The sequence below is a fragment of the Halomonas bluephagenesis genome (assembly GCF_054790765.1).
Window position 1 is genome coordinate 1831931 of record NZ_CP133631.1, and the last position, 17710, is coordinate 1849640.

The following is a 17710-nucleotide window of genomic DNA, read 5'->3' on the forward strand; positions in this document are numbered from 1 at the left end:
AGTGGAATAATTCTCATTATGAATTACTAACTATTGGTCACATCCACTTTGGAAAACCGCTCCATGCCCTTTTCATATCGATCAACATGTACTGCGCTTATTCTTTCCTACCCGTTGCTTGCCTTCGCTGAAGCTCCTGACGAAACATTGGACAATTTGCTCGTGACCGGTGAGCGCCTCAGCACCAGCAGTGAGGGCACTCAACGCTACACAGTTCCCGCTAGCCGCAGCGCGGTCGGGCTGTCATTAACGCCACGCGAGACGCCCCAATCAACAAGCGTTATTACTCGCCAGCAGATCGACGACCGTGCGGTACAGACAGGCGGTGATGTTTTAGCCCAAGTACCCGGTGTTTCGCCAAGCCGAGCTGACAGTAACCGAATTAGCTATGCCGCGCGTGGCTTCTCGATACGTAGCGTGCAGTTTGACGGACTCAGCATTCCGCTCAGCGGTTTTTGGAATTTTGGCGATACCGACTGGGATGCTGCGATTTATGACCGTGTTGAAGTGGTGCGCGGGGCAACCGGTTTACTGACCGGCGCTGGCGAACCCTCGGCAAGCGTTAACTTTATTCGCAAACGCCCGTTATCCGAAGCGGCTGCGTCTGTTTCCGCAGGCATCGGCCGTTGGGATCGTCGCCGCGCCACTGCGGATGTGTCTGTACCGTTAAGCAGCGATGGCACGACCGGGGCCCGCTTTGTCGTGGCTAAAGGCCAAAACGATAGCTTTATCTCTCATCTCGAAGATGACCATGAGACACTTTATGGTGTTATCAGTAGCGAGCTTACACCCGCTACTCAATTAACCGTAGGGGTTGAATATCAGCACAACGAGACGGTTGGCGCAGGGGCCAGTGTCCCGGCTTTTTATGCTGACGGCAGCCGAACGGACTTTGACCGCAGTGCATCTAACAACACCGACTGGTCAACGTTTTACAACGAGACCACTCGCGTGTTCGCTGACCTTAGCCACCAATTGGATAACGGCTGGACGTTACGTGCCGCCGTTAGCCATAACGATGGTAACTATGGCCTAGAGTACCTTTATCGCGGCGGTTTCCCAGACAGGGAGACAGGCCTTGGTATGTCCAGCTCCTTCTTGAATTCCCGCGGCAACCGTACTCAACAAACCGTGAACGTTACGGCCGAAGGTGATTTCAGCTTATTTGGTCGCCAACATGAGCTGGGCTTTGGCTGGATGCATAACGAAGATGACTTTGAGATAAAACTGGCCACGCCGGTTGGCACGCCGCCTTCCGCGGGCAGTTACTTTAATTGGCGAGACAGTGTGGTGGCCAAGCCTCAGTGGGGGGAATTCAGCAGCTCAGACAATATGCAGGTAACGCAAAGCGGCGGCTATATGGTGTCGCGCTTTTCGTTGAGTGATCCGCTTAATCTCATTCTTGGCGCACGCCTGAGCGATTGGGAATTGGATCAGACTTATTATGGGTCTGAGCGGCAATACCGGTACAGCAACGAAATAACGCCTTATGCAGGCATTATCTACGATATTAATGACTACGCCTCTGTTTACGCGAGTTATACCGAGATTTTCCAGTCTCAGAATGCCCGGCGTGAGGATGGCTCTCTGCTGGATCCTATTCAGGGTCGCAGCTATGAGCTGGGCGCTAAGGCAACCCTTCTGAACGGCCAATTGGATAGCAGCATTGCACTGTTTAGAACAGAGCAAAACGGTGTGGCCGAAGCCATTCCTGGCGTTGATGTGATCGGCCAGCCTGGAACCTCAGCCCACCGCAGTGTTGATGGTAATCAGGTCAATGGCGTAGAGGTCGAATTGATTGGCGAAGTGGCCTCTGGCTGGAATGTGAGCGCCAGCTACACGTTAGCCAATGCAGAAAATTCCGACGGCGAGCGTACCAACACGACCCATCCGCGCCAACAGATCAAACTGTTTACCACCTACCAACTGCCGGGCGCATGGAGTGGCTTAACATTGGGCGGCGGGGCACGTTGGCAAAGCGATATTTGGCGGAACACATCTAGCCCCAATGGCCAGGTTAAAGTTGGGCAAGACGCTTACGCCGTTGCTGACCTGATGGCACGCTATCGCTTCAACGATCAATTAAGCGCGCAGTTGAACATCAACAACGTGTTTGACAAGGACTACTACGAGCAAATTGGTTTCTACAGCCAGTATTGGCTTTGCGAACCGCGTAGTGCCGTTATGTCAATCAACTGGGATTGGTGAGAAGCTAATGATGCTGCGCTCATTCATCACGCTGTTGATTGCAGCTGCCCCCATGGCGGGGGGAGTGGCTGGTACCTCTCTCTTTCCCGTTGTCATCCAAAGCCCACTGGGAACAGCCACTATTGACGAGCCACCTCAGCGTGTCGTCACCCTTGGCGTTGGTGCTGACGACATTGCTATTTCACTTGGCATTGTGCCGGTAGGCATCAGCCGTGCAGAGTGGGGCGGCGATGACGACGGCTATTGGCCATGGGTACGAGACGCTCTGGAAGCACAGGAAACGCTGCTCCCCACGACGATTACGCAGTACCCCGAGCTGGATGTTGAAGCACTGCTCGCGCTGGAGCCGGATGTCATTCTGGCACCTTCAAGTGGAGTTCCGGACGCCATTTATGATCTGTTGTCGCCACTGGTGCCCATTGTCGCTTACCCAGAGCGCCCTTATCTCACCTCTGTCGATGAACAGATTGAGCGTATTGCTAAAGCGCTTGGCGTGCCGGAGAAAGGCGCTGCCTTAATGCGTCATCTCGAAACATCGCTGAGCTCTGCAGGCGAGGCTTATCCAGGCCTTGCGGACACCACTTTTGCTTATGTACGGCCCGCCCCAGCCTCTGGAAATGTCTCCGTGTATTTAGCAGATGACCCTCGCGTTGGCACACTGACAGGCCTTGGGCTTCTCTTGTCACCAACGGTTGAAGGCCTATCACCAAGCGGCAATCACTTTGCGCACTACCTAGGGTTTGAGCATCTTCCCATGCTGGAAGATGTCGATTTAGTGGTCTCTTGGTATCACAGCGAAGAGCAGCGCGATAGAGTGGCTGAGCTACCGCTTTTTGCGTCTTTGCCAGCCATTTCACATGGCCGCTATCTGGCGCTGACCGATCAACCATTAATCGTTGCTAGTTCTGCCGGTTCGCCACTAGCGACTCAATGGATGATCGAGCGGCTATTGCCACGCCTTGCCGAAGCAGCTGAGCGGCGATGAATGCTGGAGCGGGTATGGTGAACGATCTATTTCCCTCTTTACGGCAGCGAACACGCTGGCTGGCAGGGCTAACGGGGGCGGTGCTTCTGTTTGGCTGGGTCAATCTCTCGGTGGGAGCAGAAAATCTCTCCCCTTATCAAGTATGGCAGGCGCTTCAAGCGGCAGGCCCCAGCTACGCCAACGACTTAGTGGAAGCACGCCTGTCACGCACACTGCTCGCCATCGCTACCGGCGCTGCGCTTGCCGTCGCCGGTACGCTGCTACAAAATTTGACCCGCAACCCACTTGCCGAGCCGGGGCTTCTGGGCATCAATGCGGGCGCAGCCGCGTCTCTGGTTACCGCTGGCTTGGTGCTTGGCTCGTTGCCTGCAGGCGCTTTTTGGTTAGCGCTACCTGGTGCGCTTTTCGTGGCTGTTTTAGTAGGCGTTCAGAGCGCTTACCGCCAGCATGACCCATCACATTTGCTGCTGTTAGGGGCAGCGCTTAACGCCGTTCTATTTGCCTACGTACAAGCCGTCACCCTTACTCACCCCGCCTTATTTGCCAACTATCGCTTCTGGATTGTTGGGTCCATCAATGGGCATACGCTAGATGAGGCCCAGCGGCTATTGGGCTGGATAGCGGTCGGACTAGGCCTGTCGTTTATCCTCCCGCGCTTTTTACACGTCCTACAAATGGGTGACGGCGTGACCAAAGCGCTGGGGCTGAATGCGGGTTGTTTGAGGCTGGCGGTGCTTAGCGGGAGCGCGTTGCTAGCGGCGTTTTCACCCGCCACAGTAGGCCCTATAGCCTTCGTGGGCTTAGCCGTGCCGTTATTGGCCAAAAAAATTGCTGGTCATTACATTTATTGGCAACTTGCCATCGCGCTGGTGATAGGCCCCCTAATGATGATACTTGCAGACCTGCTCGCACGCCTTTTGCTAAGCCCTTCTGAAATCATGACTGGGATCCTGACGGCGCTGCTAGGCGCGCCATTTCTATTAGTCGCTTTGCGCATTAACCAGCGCGCTGTGTGAGCCATGATGAAACGCTTTAATACGTTACTGCCAGCCCCCCGTCGTTTGCCATCCTGTCTTTTGCCATCCCTAGCTTTAGCCCCCTATATGTTGGCCAGCATCATTGCTTTAGGGCTATTACTTGGTTCTCTGATGCTGGGAAGCCAGGGGCTTAGCAAGGAAGCGCTTGGGCACCTTATCCAAGGTAATGCGACACCGTTTGAACAGTGGCAGGCGTTTACGCTGCGCTTACCACGGGCATTCGTCGCGCTGTGTGCCGGGTTTGCGCTAGGCGTATCGGGTGCCCTGTTTCAAGGCATCACCCGTAATCCATTAGGCAGTCCCGACATTATCGGCCTTACCGCCAGCGCTAGCCTCGGAGCACTGCTGGCAAGCAGTTGGCTGACGGGCATTGTCTCTACCACGATGGGGGCCGCACTGGGTGCGATCATCGGCACGCTAGCGGTCTATAGCGGCTCTGGGCACGGCTTTCGCCACCCCTCTTCAATGATTATTGCTGGCATCGCTATCAATGCCTTAGCCCTAGCAGGCGTGCAGCTAAATTTGACGTGGCTGGGCCAAGAGCAAGCGCGAGATGCGATGATTTGGCTTAGCGGTAGCTTAGCAGGACGCCAGTGGCACGACCTTTGGCCAATGCTTAGCCTGTGCTTGCTGTTACTGCCCGGTATTGTGCTGATAGCGCCCCGGCTGCGCCTTATGGCACTTGGCGATCCAGTCGCCAAAAACCTCGGCGTTAACTTGGCAGCATCACGCTTATTAAGTGCCGTAATGGGGGCTTTTCTGGCGGGTGGCGCGGTTGCGACGGTAGGGCCGATTGCGTTTGTATCCCTTGCCGCGCCCCAGTTGGCGTTACGCCTTTGGAGAAAACCTGGGCCGCTCCCCTTAGCGGCAGGCGTGGTCGGCGCCCTGCTGCTGTTGGCGGCAGACTTAGCGGCTCAGTACTCATTGCCTTCTGGGGCGTTACCCGTCGGTGTTTTAACGGCTGGGCTGGGCGGTGTCTATTTGGTTTATTTATTAAATCGCCAGCGGCGGGGGTAATTACGGCTGCTGGCGGAAACGCTCAAACATCGCCAGACCAAGAAACACCACTCCCGCCGAGATGCTTAGGCAACCAAGCCATAGCGTTATTGCCAGCCCTGTGCTCCAGGTTTCCATTGCCAACCAAAGCGGCCAACCAAGTATCGCGCTGCCCGCCCAGAACCAAGGTTTTTGTTGAACAGGCTTAAGGCCACAACGGCGTCGATGGCGGGTATCCGATAGCGCAATCAACACAAAGCCAAGTGCGCTGAGTGTCAGAATCGTGAGGAGCATCATGACGCCACCTGAATAGTCTGCACACGGGTGCTCGCTTTTTTAGCGGCTCGTCTCATTTGCCATACGATGATCAGCGCGCTGACCAAACACATCAGGTCAACGCTAACACGCTGCCAATCACCTTCGGCAAGATCACCTAGAACACGATAGGAAGGAACCAAGAGATTCAGTATTGGCAAGCAAAGCAACAAGATAACGGTCAGTGTTAACTGCTCCCACCATGCCTGCGAGGCCGAGCGCCTGAAGACAGCGTGTAGCAACGCGAGCAGCCAGGCGGCAAAGAAAAAATGGATTTCCCATTGGGCACGCCCACTAAGCGCCACCGGTAAAAGTCGGTTGCTGGCTAAAAAGACCAACACGGCAATCGGCATGCCCGCCAGCGTCGCTATGTTAAGCCGCTCGACACACCAGATCCCCACCACACTGCCCTTCTTGTGCTTACGCTTTGACGTCCATAGCAATAGCCCGGTTGCCACCATGCCACACCCAGCAGCGCCCAACGCAAAATAGATCCAGCGCATACCCCAGTCGGCAAAACGTCCTGCATGTAACCCCACCATGACGCCGTGTGCTTGTTCATCAAAACGTTGCGACTGCGTTGCTGCTAACAACGCGCCCGAACTTGCTTCATAGATACGTTGTGGGCGGTGTGCGGATAACGCCTCGTAAGCACTCTGCCAAACTACGACACGCGCGCCCGCATCGCCAGGGTGGCTGACCCTCAGGGACTGCACCGGCTTCTGCCAATGCGCTTCAGCATCACCGACCAGTTCGCTAAGAGCATGTAACGCTGCAGGCTGCCCCGTGGCTGAGTCAGAGAGGGGAAAGGCATGCAGTTCACTGGTCGCTTGGCGACGCGCGTCAGCATCGGGAAACGCGTGCTCTACTCCCCAAGGCATATAGAGCGACATGAGCGTTATCAAGCCGGTATAGGTAATCATTAGCTGAAAAGGCAGCGTTAACACAGAAAATGCATTGTGAGCATCTAGCCAGCTACGGGCGCCCTTTTTGGGCCGAAAAGCAAAAAAGTCGCGCAGGATTTTTTTATGGGTTATCACGCCGCTGATGATTGCCACGAACATCATCATGGTGGCGATACCAATGATCCAGCGGCCATAGACGGCGGGGAAGTGATGCAATTGAAAATGGAATCGGTAGAAAAAATCCCCCCCACGCGTTTCACGCGGAGTAACCAACGCCAGAGTGGTTGGGTCAAGCACCAACTGCTCTCTCCCATCCTCCCCAAACCAAACGGCTGTCGAGACCGACATGCGCTCATTAGGAAAGGTAATCTGCCAGCTTCTCGCCGATGAGGCATGTTCAGCAAGATAGTACTGCCAGTAATCAGCCAGACGTCGGTTATCCCACTCAGCGTTCGCGGCGACACTCGGCAGCTCGGGCTGCATCCATAACGAGATACTCTCTTTGAAGTAACTCAAAGTGCCCGTCAGAAAAACGGCAAACAGCAGCCAAGCAGCTAGCAAGCCGCACCATGTGTGCAGCTGAGCCATATTACGCCTCACGCTGCGCTTAGTGGATGCCATAGGTAGCCACCAATAGAAGGCCGCAAGCGGCGAGACCGATAGCCCCCCAAAGGCGTATCAAACTCGGCGTGATAAACGACCAAGTCGCCACGCCCGCCCAAATAATGAAGCTCCCCATCATGCCGATACGCAGAGACATCATGATATCTAGCGGTAAGCCAAGCGCTGCCACCGAGAACAGTGCAGCGACTATATAGCCGCCAAGCGTCGCGGCCAGGATGCGTAAGATAAGCAGCCAATACGAGGAGGGTAAAACGTTGAGCAACATGGTACATCTCGGTGCAGGTCACAAAACAACACTTTAATGCAAAAGGTTTTCATTTGCATTAGTGGAGGTAACTTATTTAGCACCTGCTGCACAACGTTTAGGTTAACCAAATGCGCGGCGTGTGGGCGGCACGTGAGATCCAGCGCGGGCGTAATAGGTGCCAGGCCTGTTCACACAGCGCCCAGGCTTCATTACGGGAGTTTCCAAGGTAGCGTAGCAGCAGAACGCCCTGGCGAACGGTGACCGCCCAGCGTGGGTTGTCCGGCAGCGCTTCGCGTAGTTCATCAATCGCCGCACCGGCATCTTCTAAACCAACCGCCCACAGCGTGGCTTGCACCGTGGCGCCCCCCTGCCCCCAGCGCCCGTTAAAACGCGGATGTACAGGGTCCAACGGTTGGCGTTCAAGCCACAGCGGCTTGCCATCTAGGGTTAAACGAAAGTGCTGCTCAATGCGGCCTGTTACATAAGGAAGCTCACTGGCAGGGCGACCCAGCGCCATGATTTCCCAGCCCAGGCAGCGGGCGCTGCCATGCAACGCAATATGGGTTCGCTGAGTGCCTTTGGAGCCATCAAAGGCAATGGTTTCCTGGGGCAGCCATTCAAGGATGCCGCCATCTTCCACGTTAAGTTCGGTATCTTGGTTCCAGGCGACGCCCTGACTGTCGGCTTTATAAAGCTTGTTGGCCGCAGGCGTGGTGAGTAGCGCGTGGGCACCACGCTCGATGTGGGCGCGAATCGTCAGTGCATCACCGCTAACCAAGCCACCGGGCGGGTGAAGCACATACACATGGCAGGCTTCTGTGCTGCCTTCAGGATAAAACGGGCGCTGTACGCGTAGAGGCCCTTGGTGACGGGCCTGCACCAACCGGGTTGTGCCCTCACGGTTAGCAAAACGAAGCGCCAGCGATGCCGACCAGTGACGTTCGCCATCAAAGCGGTGGCCTGAGCCAGCAGCGGGTGTCGCGATTTCACTCAAAATCATGGGCGCTTTTGTTTCCTGTTAATCAACACTTCAACTTGAAATGCAAGGAGTGCGCCAAAATGGTGAAAAATGCTCATACGCCGCCAAAACAGCCTCGAGAGGTGGAAAAAGCAGTTTCTCACCTCGCCCGCTTCGCACCAAAATGGATCAAAACCGAAGCAGGTCGCACCGTAATCACACGTTTAAGCGTTTTGTACGACCACTCGGTCACGCCCACTGCGCTTCGCTTGGTAAAGTGCTTGGTCGGCGAGCTGCATCGAACGCTGATAATCAGGATGGCCGTCGTGAAGTGTTACGCCTACGCTGACAGTCACATTAAGCAGCGTATCGGCGGCGGCCAGCATGGGTTCTTTGGCCACTGCCTGACGGAGACGCTCAGCAAATAGTCGGCTGCCATCCGGGTCGCTATCGACCAACACAATCAAAAACTCTTCGCCGCCCATCCGAAATACATAATCACCACCACGGGTGGAACGATCGAGGATACTGGCCACCTGCTGCAGCACATTGTCACCAGCATCATGGCCATGGGTATCGTTAATCGCCTTGAAGTGGTCTATATCCACCATCAGTAGGGCAAAGCGTTTTTCTGAATGGCGACCAATTTCAATTTCCCGGCTCAGCACCACTGACAGAAACTTGCGATTCAACAAACGCGTCAAGCTATCGCCCCCCGCCTCTAGCCCCGAGGCACGCTCCAGCACGTCATCTAGCAGCATTAAAATGGTGCGCGCCGCATCGCGAATATCACTCAGGGCATTAAGCCGCTGGCCCATGTCATCCTGACCCAGTGCAAAAAGCCACTCTTGATCGACCTGACGGATATGTCGCGAAATCGTGGTGATTTCTGGCGCGCCTTCAAAGGCATGGCAGGCTTTGTGAAAATACCACAAGCCAAATTCCGATTTGGAAAGTTTGGGCAGTGTTGCCGTTTCCTGCTGCGCGGCAACGGCAAACATCAGCTCATTTTCCCAGTTCAATAACGCAGAGCGCTGACGCTCGCGTTCGTCCCCAATATTCTGGGTAAGAGCAAATAGCTTGTACGCTTCTTCGGTGCGTGCATTGCGATCATTGGCGACTGAGTAGGCATGGCTCATGATTTCCATGGCCATATCAATATGATCTGAGACGTAGACGCATGCATCACCTGGCGACAGAGGCGTGGCAAACATAGCGTTAATTTGTTGATAAAACGCCTGCTTTAACTGCCTTGCCCCGTTAAGCACCAAGTTAACAGGAATGTCGACACGGGCATGCACATGGCCCACTTTTTCCTGCTGTTCTACCAGGGCGTAAAAATCGGCCTGCTCAACGGTAAACATTGCCTTCAGCCAGCGCCGCATAGACGGGTTTAAACGCTCCCGTACTTGGTCATTAGAGAGAAAAAGCGACGCGTGGGGGTCTTCCAGCATTACCCCATAAAAATGATCCGCAAAGCGGTCGCAGTGGTGCTCTACCAACGTTTCCACTGCTTGGCGCAGCAATATTGGCGTGCGCTCTAAAAGCACTTGCCATTCGGCGGCGAGCTGATGTTTATCTTTGTAGCGCATTGCGCACCCAATTATTATTAAGAAGACGGGTCATCTTACACGCAAAATAATAGTGCCAATGCGTACTCAGCTCAGGTTTTTCATAATAAGTCCGCCATTGACTTGAGTGAGGCGCGATTGTGAATCAGACAACGCTGTGAATAAGATAATGGCGGACGTCAGTGAAACCAGCTGTGGATAACTTAGACGGTCAAATGTTGCTTGATCAGTTCATTGGAAAGCTCAGCAATCTCGCCTTTGGCGCCCGGTCGGCCGCGATCCATAATCACAAAGCGGTCGGCGTACTTGCGGGCAAAGGGCAGCTTCTGCTCGACCAGCAGTACCGTTAAGCCATCTTCCTTGATCAGTTGGCGAATGACCTGACCGATTTGCGCCACAATATTGGGCTGAATGCCTTCTCCTGGCTCATCCAAAATCAGCAGTTTGGGCTCTATCACCAGCGCACGGCCAATGGCGAGTTGCTGCTGTTGCCCACCGGACAAATCACCGCCACGGCGATGCTTCATCTCTTTTAAAACAGGGAACAGTTCATAGATACGCTCGGGGATTTTTTTCAGCCCATCACTGCGCGCTGCCAAGCCAGTGCGTAGATTTTCTTCCACGGTGAGCAGCGGAAAAATCTGCCGCCCCTGGGGGACAAAACCAATGCCCAAACGGGAACGTGCCTCAACGGCTTTCTTCGTCAGTTCAACCTGACCTTCTTTACCGTTGTGATAGCGTAGCTGGCCACTCTTTACGGCCACTTCGCCCCTAATGGCTTTCATTAAGGTGGTCTTACCCACCCCGTTGCGGCCCATCACGCAGGTGCACTGGCCTTCAGGCACGTCGAGATCTAAGTCCCACAAGGTGTGACTTTCCCCGTAAAACTGGTTGAGCTTTTCAATCGCCAGCATTAGGCAGCCTCCTCGTCGTCTGCACCCAGATACACCTCAACCACTTTCGGGTCGCTGGATACCTGATCCATACTGCCTTCCGCCAGCACGCTGCCTTGGTGCAACACGGTCACTTTGCGGGCAATAGAACGTACAAAGCCCATGTCATGCTCTACCACGACAACCGACTGCTTACCCGCTAGGCCCGTCAGCAACTCAGCGGTGCGCTCCATCTCCTGCTCCGTCATCCCAGCAACGGGTTCATCTACCAGCAGCAGGCGCGGGCGTTGCATTAACAGCATGCCAATTCCCAGCCACTGTTTTTGGCCGTGGGAAAGAATCCCTGCCGGCTGGTAGCGCAGTTCGGTCAAGCCGATCGTTTCCAGCACGTCATCAATGCGGTCTTTAATCTCACCGGTCATGCGGGCGGTCAGGGTTGGCAGAATGCGCTTGTCGGCGGCCATCGCCAGCTCCAGGTTTTCGAACACGCTCAGCGCTTCAAATACCGTGGGCTTTTGGAACTTACGGCCAATCCCCAAGCTGGCGATATCCGGTTCATTCATTTGCAGTAAATTATGGCGGCTGCCAAACCACACGCTGCCTTCGTTAGGGCGCGTTTTGCCGGTAATGATATCCATCATGGTGGTTTTACCGGCCCCGTTGGGGCCGATAATGCAGCGCAGTTCACCGTCATCAATGGTCAGGTTTAAGTTGTTGATTGCCTTGAAGCCATCGAAGCTCACCGAGACATCTTCCATATACAGAATCGGGCCATGACGCACATCTACCGGTGAGGCCTGAGGGGCCATAAAATCAAACACCCGATCCCGCGTGGTTAGCGATTGCAACAAGCTCATGCGGTAGCCTCCTTCGGCAAGGTATCGGCTTTTTTGCGACGTTTTAGGTGGAGCAACAACCCCGCCACGCCTTTGGGTAGAAACACGGTGACCAAGACAAACATCGCGCCCAGGGCAAATAGCCATGCATCGGGCATCACGCCAGTGAAAATTGTTTTGGCGTAGTTGACTAAGATCGCCCCGATGACCGCGCCATACAGCGTGGCACGGCCACCCAGCGCCACCCACAGCACAATTTCAATCGAGAAAATCGGCGAGAACTCGCTGGGATTGATAATTCCCACTTGAGGGACATAAAGCGCGCCAGCCAAGCCTGCCAGCATGGCGGAAACCACGAACACAAACAGCTGGAAGCGTTCGACCCGATAGCCAATAAACCGCGTGCGGGCTTCGGCGTCCCGGGTTGCCACACACACCCGACCTAGCTTGCTGGTAACAATCGCCCGACACAGGATATAACCCAGTGCCAACGCAACGCCGGTGGCAATAAACAGCCCTAAGCGAGTGTCGTTACTGCGCAGGTTGAAGCCCAGCAGCTCGCGGAAATCAGTCAGCCCGTTGTTGCCACCAAAGCCCATCTCATTGCGGAAGAATGCCAGCATCAGGGCAAAGGTCAGCGCCTGGGTAATAATCGACAGATACACTCCAGTGACCCGTGAACGAAACGCCAAAAAGCCGAATACCAGTGCCAATAACCCGGGGGCTAACAGCACCATGGCAAACGCAAACCAGGCCATATCAAAACCGAGCCAGTACCAGGGCAGGCTGTCCCAACTGAGAAACACCATAAAATCCGGTAGTACCGGGTCGCCATAAGTACCGCGGTCACCGATTTGGCGCATCAGGTACATGCCCATGGCGTAACCGCCAATGGCAAAAAACGCCCCGTGGCCCAAGCTCAAAATGCCCAAATAGCCCCATACCAAATCCACCGCCACTGCCAGCAGCGCGTAGCTTAAGTACTTGCCGAACAGGTTCACGGTGTAAGCATTGACGTGCAGCGGGTGGCCTTGGGGCACCGCTAAATGCAGTACCGTGACTAGCAGCAGTGCGGCAAACAGCACCCCAAGAAAGATCTGCGTAGCCCGTTCGCCAAACGGGCGGGTTAGCCAAAACTGGCTTGAAGATGAGTGCGTCATCATAGGTTAGCCCTCCGCAGCCCGGCCCTTCTGCGGGAAGAGTCCACGCGGGCGTTTTTGAATAAACAGAATGATAAATACCAGCACGATAATTTTGGCCAGCACGGCGCCTGCCCAGGGCTCCAACACTTGGTTGATAATGCCCAGGGAAAGCCCGGCCACCAACGTGCCCCACAGGTTACCTACGCCGCCAAACACCACCACCATGAACGAATCAATAATGTAGTTCTGGCCCAGGTTGGGGCCGACGTTAGTAAGCTGTGATAACGCAACGCCTGCCAAACCTGCGACGCCAGACCCTAACGCGAAGGTCATAATATCGACCCGCGTGGCGCGGATGCCCATGGAACGCGCCATGGCACGGTTTTGGGTCACTGCGCGTACTTCAAGCCCCAGGCGCGTGCGGCGCATAATCAGCATCAGCACGGCAAACACCACTAGTGCAAAACCAAGTACAAACATACGGTTAAGGGTCAGCGACAGGGCGTCGTTAATCACTAATGAACCGCTCATCCATTCTGGCGTTATAACCGTACGGTTTAGCGGTGAAATCACCGTGCGCACCAGTTGCTGTAAAATCAGGCTGATACCGAACGTCGCCAGCAAGGTTTCCAACGGGCGGCCTTTCAGGAACTGAATGACGCCTCGCTCAATGGCAATGCCCACAAGGGCGGCCACCATAAAGCCTGCGGGAATCGACAGAATTAGCGCCAGCCCCGGCTGGCCGGGCAAGAGCTGCTGCATCATCCAGGTGGTATAAGCGCCCAGCATGATCAGCTCGCCGTGGGCCATATTGATAACACCCATCACGCCGAAGGTAATCGCTAGGCCAATCGCTGCCAGCACCAACACCGAGCCAAGCGAAAGCCCGAAGTAGAGCGTTTCTAAACCACGATTAATTTTGAGATTCTGCTCAATGCTGATCAGCGCTTCATTGGCGGCATCGGCAATAATAGGGTCATCGCTATTAGCTGCCCGGCTAAGTGCGACTCGAACACGTGGATGCAAACTGCCTCGCAGCGTTTCAACGCCTTCAAGCTCGCCGCTTTCGACTTGGTAAATAGCTAACGCTTGGGTAAGTCTGCGCGTTACCTGAGCATCTTCTTCCTCAACGATCAGTTCACTGAGCGGTTCGGCCAGCTCTTCATCGACCTCACCCAATAGTCGGCTGGCTGAAGTACGACGGCGCTCAACATTTGGCGAATACAAATCCACTACGGCAATAGCGCTACGTAACTGATTACGCAGTGCATTGTTAATGCCAATACGATCTAAGTCACGCCGAGACATTTCACCAAGTGGTTCGCCGGTTAAAGCATCCGCAACAGGCCAGTCGCGACCTTGATTATCGAGCACCACCACAAAACGGCCGCCGTCAGTGCGCTGCAAGCGTCCATCCAACAATGACTGCAGCCAATCACGCGCGCGCTCGTCATCGCTTTGCAAAATAGCGATAATCGCTTCGCCTTTGGCTGGATAAGAACGCACATCTAGCGCTTCTAGTAGCTCAAGTGCCGCTGCGTCATCAGCCTCAGCGGTGCCGCTTGTTTGTGCCTGGGCGGTAACTGTGACGCTTAACAACAGCAGGCACAGCAACCCTAAGGAAAGGAAACGCCTCATGGGGTTCTTCCTTTGGTTATATTAGAAACAGTGATCTAAAAAAGGGAGGTAGCGTGCTCCCCCACCACTCAGCGTTTAACCAAGCAGCGAGGGATCATCATTTACTCAGCGAGGGCCGCTTCGGCTTCTTCTGCTGCGGTGCTACCACCACATGAGCCGTTCACCACGTTGAAGTTGCCGCACTCCATGGGCTTGCGCCAATCGGCAATCAAATCACGTGAGCCAGGCAAGTAGTCAGACCATGCATCGCCCGCCACAGTAGAGGGGGTTTGCCAGACGATATCGAACTGGCCGTTGTCCTGAATTTCACCAATCAGTACCGGCTTTGTGATGTGATGGTTGGGCATCATGGCCGCATAACCACCGGAAAGGTTAGGTACGGTGACACCGATAATGGCGTCTTTCACCGCATCGACATCGGTAGTGCCCGCTTTGCGCACCGCTTCGGCCCACATATTGAAGCCAATGTAGTGCGCTTCCATGGGGTCGTTGGTACCCGCCATATCATCGCCAGTGTACTCAATCCAGGCGTCGATAAAGTCGTAGTTGTCATCAGTATCGACGCTCATAAAGTAGTTCCAGGCCGCCAAGTGGCCGACCAGCGGCCCAGTATCAATGCCGGTGAGTTCTTGCTCGCCCACTGAGAAGGCAATGACTGGAATATCGGCAGCATCAATACCTTGGTTAGAAAGCTCGGTGTAAAACGGCACATTGGCGTCGCCGTTAATCGTTGAGATAACAGCCGTGGGTTTACCCTCTTCACCAAAGCGGCGTATTTCTGCCACGATATTCTGCCAATCTGAATGACCGAACGGCGTGTAGTTGATCATGATGTCCTCATCAGCGATGCCATGCTCATCTTTGAGGAAAGCTTCGAGGATACGGTTGGTGGTACGCGGATAGACGTAATCGGTACCCACCAGTGCAAAGCGCTCGATACCCACTTGATTGATCAGGTACTCAACCGCGGGAATTGCCTGCTGGTTAGGCGCGGCACCGGTATAAAAGACGTTTTCAGAGGACTCTTCACCTTCATACTGCACCGGGTAGAACAACAGGCCGTTAAGCTCTTCCACAACCGGCAGTACTGCCTTGCGGGAAACGGAGGTCCAGTTGCCGAAGATCACGTCGACTTCTTCTTGCGCCAGCAGCTCTCTAGCGCGCTCGGCAAATAGTGGCCAGTTAGAGGCGGGGTCGACAACGACCGCTTCAAGTTGGCGGCCCAGCAAACCACCCGCATCGTTCTGCTGCTCAATGAGCATCTCAACGGTGTCTTTGAGAACGGTCTCGCTGATCGCCATGGTGCCTGAAAGCGAGTGAAGGATACCGACCTTGATCGGATCGTCATCTTGGGCGATGGCCTGTGCACTGGCTCCCATGACGGCGGCAGTCATTAAGGCAGTAGCGAAACGGCCAACGGTACGAGGGTGTGTCTTGCGCTGCAATGTGGTCACTTGAACCTCCTTGCGCCCCTTATGACGGGGCTCGTTATTTGAGCTTCGCGGCCAAGGCTTCCCGTTATGTAACGTGGGTACGGACATTGCGGGGCTTGGTGCATCCACTAGCTATTAGCTTTTGCAAGGTTTGCGCCACACCAGAAGAAGAAACATTAAAAAACTTAAAATCAGAAGGTTAGCTTTAAAAAAAGCAGCCCCACTTTCACACACCGCACTATCGTGGCGCGCTAGCGCCCAAAAAATGCACGCTGTTTATGCACCACAACGGCACCTCGCACCAATAGTGCGCTTTCTGCTTTCCAGGCCTATTTATCTAACCAATTTCTTTCACAAAAAAAGCGCCCTAGGAAACCCTAGGGCGCTTTACGCTCATACTTGTGTTCTATTCAGCGGTAGGCAAACGCTTCGTGCGGCGCTTTTTCAGCAGCGGTAAACCAAGCGACAGCACAGCAATCACCAGTAACGACAGAGAAATCGGCTTGTCGATAAAGGTCATCCAATCACCACCGGAGATCTGCAGCGCGCGGCGCATAGACTCTTCCATGATGTTGCCTAGAATCAGCGCCAGAATCAGCGGTGCGGCGGGGAAACCAAACAAGCGCATCCCTAGGCCAACCAGGCCAAAACCCAGCAGCAGCAATAGGTCGAACACGCTGAAGCTCATGCCGTAAACACCGATCATGCAGAAGATCAAAATCAGTGATAGCAGCAACGGCTTGGGCAGATCGAGAATTTTGGCGATCAGCGGAATCAGCGGCAGGTTAAGTACCAGTAGGAAGATATTGCCGATGTACATACTGGCAACCACGCCCCAGAACACATCCGGGCGCTGCTCAAGCATCATCGGGCCAGGATTAACCCCCATCACCAGCAGTGCGCCAAGTAGTACGGCGGTGGTGCCCGAACCCGGCACACCCAAGGTTAACAGCGGTACAAACGAACCGGTACACGCCGCATTATTCGCCGCTTCCGGCGCTGCAACGCCCTTGATGTTGCCTTTACCAAACGTATCGCCATCTTTGGCAATGCGTTTTTCCATGCTGTAGCCAAGAAACGAGCCAATGGTCGCCCCGGCGCCCGGCAGTACGCCAGTAAAGAAGCCCAATACTGAACTGCGGCTAACCGGACCAGCAATCTGCTTCACTTCACTGCGGGTCAACTTCAACGAACCAATGGCATTACGAGGCGCTTCTTTACCACCGCCACCGCGCAGTAACATGTAAAACACTTCGGCTAACGCGAAGATACCCAGCGCGACGACCAGAAAGTCGACTCCGTCGAGCAGGTGAATAGAACCAAAGGTAAAGCGCTCGGTGCCGGTTTGCATATCAATCCCAATGATCGAGATCATTACCCCGATAACGGCGGCAATTAAGCCTTTGACCAGCGACTTATCGGATAACGACACAACCGCCGTTAAACCCAGCACCATCAGTGCGAAGTATTCAGCAGGACCAAAGCTCCCCGCCACTTTGGAGAGCAGTGGCGCAATCAACATCAGGAAAACAACAGAGATGGTGCCGCCAACGAAGGAGGAGTAAGCGGCAATGGCTAGCGCTTTACCTGCCAACCCTTGCTTGGCCATCGGGTAGCCGTCAAAAGAGGTCGCTACCGTTCCCGCCACACCAGGGGCGTTAAGCAAAATAGACGAGGTGGAGCCGCCAAAAATAGCGCCGTAATACACCCCAGCCATCAAGATCAACCCTGAAGAAGGCTCCATAGCAAAGGTAATCGGAATCATCAGCGCCAGCGCGCTGATCGGCCCAAGGCCGGGCAACATGCCAATAATGGTGCCAGCAAAGACGCCAGCAAAGACGTAAGCGATATTGATAGGCTCAAGCGCGATGCCAAAGCCATACATTAGATTGTTAAAGGCATCCATGGGAGTGTCTCTCTTT

General features: G+C 54.7%; 15 protein-coding genes. 4 read left to right on the forward strand and 11 right to left on the reverse strand.

What is annotated here, in order from left to right; translation table 11 throughout:
* Positions 1 to 63 precede the first annotated feature (63 nt).
* The 4 genes from fauA to REH51_RS08020 are packed head-to-tail and all read left to right on the forward strand — an operon-like array spanning position 64 to position 5247.
* Positions 64 to 2208: a TonB-dependent alcaligin siderophore receptor FauA gene (gene fauA / locus REH51_RS08005; RefSeq protein WP_498937493.1), complete on the forward strand. Its 2145-nt coding sequence runs from the start codon at positions 64 to 66 to the stop codon at positions 2206 to 2208.
* A gap of 7 nt (positions 2209 to 2215) precedes the next feature.
* The gene (locus REH51_RS08010; protein WP_498937495.1) at positions 2216 to 3193 is read left to right on the forward strand and encodes an ABC transporter substrate-binding protein; all 978 of its coding nucleotides are present in this window, start codon (positions 2216 to 2218) and stop codon (positions 3191 to 3193) included.
* A gap of 14 nt (positions 3194 to 3207) precedes the next feature.
* Entirely contained in the window at positions 3208 to 4209 is a 1002-nt protein-coding gene (locus REH51_RS08015; RefSeq protein ID WP_498937497.1) for a FecCD family ABC transporter permease, read from the forward strand.
* A 3-nt stretch (positions 4210 to 4212) separates the two neighbouring features.
* The gene (locus tag REH51_RS08020) at positions 4213 to 5247 is read left to right on the forward strand and encodes a FecCD family ABC transporter permease (protein WP_050801090.1); all 1035 of its coding nucleotides are present in this window, start codon (positions 4213 to 4215) and stop codon (positions 5245 to 5247) included.
* On the opposite strand, the gene REH51_RS08025 is transcribed toward REH51_RS08020, so the two are convergent.
* From REH51_RS08025 to REH51_RS08075, 11 genes are all read right to left on the reverse strand, one after another.
* Entirely contained in the window at positions 5248 to 5523 is a 276-nt protein-coding gene (locus REH51_RS08025; protein ID WP_498937499.1) for a DUF3325 family protein, read from the reverse strand.
* The gene (locus REH51_RS08030) at positions 5520 to 7034 is read right to left on the reverse strand and encodes a PepSY-associated TM helix domain-containing protein (protein WP_009723140.1); all 1515 of its coding nucleotides are present in this window, start codon (positions 7032 to 7034) and stop codon (positions 5520 to 5522) included. Before REH51_RS08030 ends, REH51_RS08025 begins: the two co-directional genes overlap by 4 nt.
* 19 nt (positions 7035 to 7053) lie before the next feature.
* Positions 7054 to 7335 (reverse strand): hypothetical protein, encoded by a 282-nt coding sequence (locus tag REH51_RS08035; RefSeq protein WP_009723141.1) that lies wholly within the window; start codon positions 7333 to 7335, stop codon positions 7054 to 7056.
* A 97-nt stretch (positions 7336 to 7432) separates the two neighbouring features.
* On the reverse strand, positions 7433 to 8317 hold the full coding sequence (locus tag REH51_RS08040; RefSeq protein WP_009723142.1) for an urease accessory protein UreD: 885 nt from the start codon (positions 8315 to 8317) through the stop codon (positions 7433 to 7435).
* A 182-nt stretch (positions 8318 to 8499) separates the two neighbouring features.
* Positions 8500 to 9867, reverse strand: a complete 1368-nt coding sequence (locus REH51_RS08045; RefSeq protein ID WP_498937501.1) for a diguanylate cyclase — start codon at positions 9865 to 9867, stop codon at positions 8500 to 8502.
* A 182-nt stretch (positions 9868 to 10049) separates the two neighbouring features.
* Positions 10050 to 10760, reverse strand: coding sequence for an urea ABC transporter ATP-binding subunit UrtE (gene urtE, locus REH51_RS08050; protein ID WP_498937503.1), 711 nt, complete (start codon positions 10758 to 10760; stop codon positions 10050 to 10052).
* Positions 10760 to 11596, reverse strand: coding sequence for an urea ABC transporter ATP-binding protein UrtD (gene urtD, locus REH51_RS08055; RefSeq protein ID WP_498937505.1), 837 nt, complete (start codon positions 11594 to 11596; stop codon positions 10760 to 10762). The genes urtE and urtD overlap by 1 nt, the downstream gene beginning before the upstream one ends.
* Positions 11593 to 12738: an urea ABC transporter permease subunit UrtC gene (gene urtC, locus REH51_RS08060; protein WP_009723146.1), complete on the reverse strand. Its 1146-nt coding sequence runs from the start codon at positions 12736 to 12738 to the stop codon at positions 11593 to 11595. Before urtC ends, urtD begins: the two co-directional genes overlap by 4 nt.
* Before the next feature lie 3 nt (positions 12739 to 12741).
* Positions 12742 to 14355: an urea ABC transporter permease subunit UrtB gene (gene urtB, locus REH51_RS08065; protein WP_009723147.1), complete on the reverse strand. Its 1614-nt coding sequence runs from the start codon at positions 14353 to 14355 to the stop codon at positions 12742 to 12744.
* A gap of 101 nt (positions 14356 to 14456) precedes the next feature.
* Entirely contained in the window at positions 14457 to 15809 is a 1353-nt protein-coding gene (gene urtA, locus REH51_RS08070; protein ID WP_498937507.1) for an urea ABC transporter substrate-binding protein, read from the reverse strand.
* Between the two features lie 385 nt (positions 15810 to 16194).
* Entirely contained in the window at positions 16195 to 17694 is a 1500-nt protein-coding gene (locus tag REH51_RS08075) for a tripartite tricarboxylate transporter permease (protein WP_498937509.1), read from the reverse strand.
* Positions 17695 to 17710: the final 16 nt, after the last annotated feature.

Coding starts and splice junctions, on each gene's coding strand:
- urtE (WP_498937503.1), bottom strand. CDS start 10,760: ATGCTGGCGATTGAAAAGCTCAACCAGTTTTACGGGGAAAGTCACACC.
- REH51_RS08025 (WP_498937499.1), bottom strand. CDS start 5,523: ATGATGCTCCTCACGATTCTGACACTCAGCGCACTTGGCTTTGTGTTG.
- REH51_RS08045 (WP_498937501.1), bottom strand. CDS start 9,867: ATGCGCTACAAAGATAAACATCAGCTCGCCGCCGAATGGCAAGTGCTT.
- REH51_RS08030 (WP_009723140.1), bottom strand. CDS start 7,034: ATGGCTCAGCTGCACACATGGTGCGGCTTGCTAGCTGCTTGGCTGCTG.
- urtB (WP_009723147.1), bottom strand. CDS start 14,355: ATGAGGCGTTTCCTTTCCTTAGGGTTGCTGTGCCTGCTGTTGTTAAGC.
- urtD (WP_498937505.1), bottom strand. CDS start 11,596: ATGAGCTTGTTGCAATCGCTAACCACGCGGGATCGGGTGTTTGATTTT.
- REH51_RS08035 (WP_009723141.1), bottom strand. CDS start 7,335: ATGTTGCTCAACGTTTTACCCTCCTCGTATTGGCTGCTTATCTTACGC.
- REH51_RS08015 (WP_498937497.1), top strand. CDS start 3,208: ATGGTGAACGATCTATTTCCCTCTTTACGGCAGCGAACACGCTGGCTG.
- REH51_RS08020 (WP_050801090.1), top strand. CDS start 4,213: ATGATGAAACGCTTTAATACGTTACTGCCAGCCCCCCGTCGTTTGCCA.
- urtC (WP_009723146.1), bottom strand. CDS start 12,738: ATGATGACGCACTCATCTTCAAGCCAGTTTTGGCTAACCCGCCCGTTT.
- REH51_RS08040 (WP_009723142.1), bottom strand. CDS start 8,317: ATGATTTTGAGTGAAATCGCGACACCCGCTGCTGGCTCAGGCCACCGC.
- fauA (WP_498937493.1), top strand. CDS start 64: ATGCCCTTTTCATATCGATCAACATGTACTGCGCTTATTCTTTCCTAC.
- REH51_RS08075 (WP_498937509.1), bottom strand. CDS start 17,694: ATGGATGCCTTTAACAATCTAATGTATGGCTTTGGCATCGCGCTTGAG.
- REH51_RS08010 (WP_498937495.1), top strand. CDS start 2,216: ATGATGCTGCGCTCATTCATCACGCTGTTGATTGCAGCTGCCCCCATG.